Genomic DNA, 792 nt, shown 5'->3' with positions numbered 1-792 from the left:
AAAATGGTTCTACCTTGATTTAAATGAATACAAGTGGTGCGAATTAGCGCCAAAACTTGAAGACGGCGAAAGAAAGGAGCTTGCATAATGAAGACAGCATATGACGAATTTAACCGCTTTCCTGTCGCCAAAATGGCGCAGACAATGTCCGACATGACATTTCTTTATAAAGAAATGCGTGTGCCTGCCAAGCATTATAAAGACTTGCTTGGCAAGCCCTTAGCTGAAATGGTTGAAGATAGTGTCTCTATCAACCTTTTAAACACCTACTACAAGACCTTAAAAACGTTGTTGGACGAAAACCCTAAGTGGTTTATGCAGGCACTTTTGTGTCTCGACTTGAAAATCACACCCGCCAATATTAAAGCGGAAGAATTACAAGCGCTAGAGCTGACCTATGCACAGTTTCAGGACAAGAAAGCAAAACACATTGACCTTGAATATTTAGCGTTATTCCAAGACATTCGCGATAACGGCGCACAATCGTTTATGGAAAGTGGGGATTTAAACTAATGGCAAATATTTCATCAGCACAAGGACAAATTGTCATTAATGAAGAGCTGTTGCTAAATGGCATATACGCGGTAAAAACCTTTTTAAATTTGGTATCTTTAAGCGCGAACTACGTTGATTATGATACCTATATTGATTATGAAGATAGCATGTATTTACTTGAAGAATCAGTAGAAAATGTGTACGAATTATCAATAGAATTTAGTGGTACAGGACGTTGGGCGTATACAAACAATATAGAATGTTTTTACCAAATGTTGGAATACGTAGCAAGTCAAT

General features: G+C 37.9%; 2 protein-coding genes. Both read left to right on the top strand.

Annotated elements, in window-relative coordinates; translation table 11 throughout:
* Nucleotides 1-87 precede the first annotated feature (87 nt).
* Nucleotides 88-513, top strand: a complete 426-nt coding sequence (locus FC20_RS09625) for a hypothetical protein (protein WP_420835930.1) — start codon at nucleotides 88-90, stop codon at nucleotides 511-513.
* Nucleotides 513-792 (top strand): hypothetical protein (locus tag FC20_RS09620; RefSeq protein ID WP_156402976.1); only part of this gene is annotated, 280 nt, incomplete at its 3' end. The genes FC20_RS09625 and FC20_RS09620, both read left to right, overlap by 1 nt.

The sequence above is a fragment of the Lactobacillus equicursoris DSM 19284 = JCM 14600 = CIP 110162 genome, from assembly GCF_001434815.1.
GTDB lineage: Bacteria > Bacillota > Bacilli > Lactobacillales > Lactobacillaceae > Lactobacillus > Lactobacillus equicursoris.
Note: the sequence above shows the minus strand (reverse complement) of the source record. Positions and strands in the feature narration are given on the sequence as shown.

Bases quoted from the DNA above. Each gene is read 5' to 3' on its own strand.
- FC20_RS09625 (WP_420835930.1), top strand. From the start codon at position 88: ATGAAGACAGCATATGACGAATTTAACCGCTTTCCTGTCGCCAAAATG.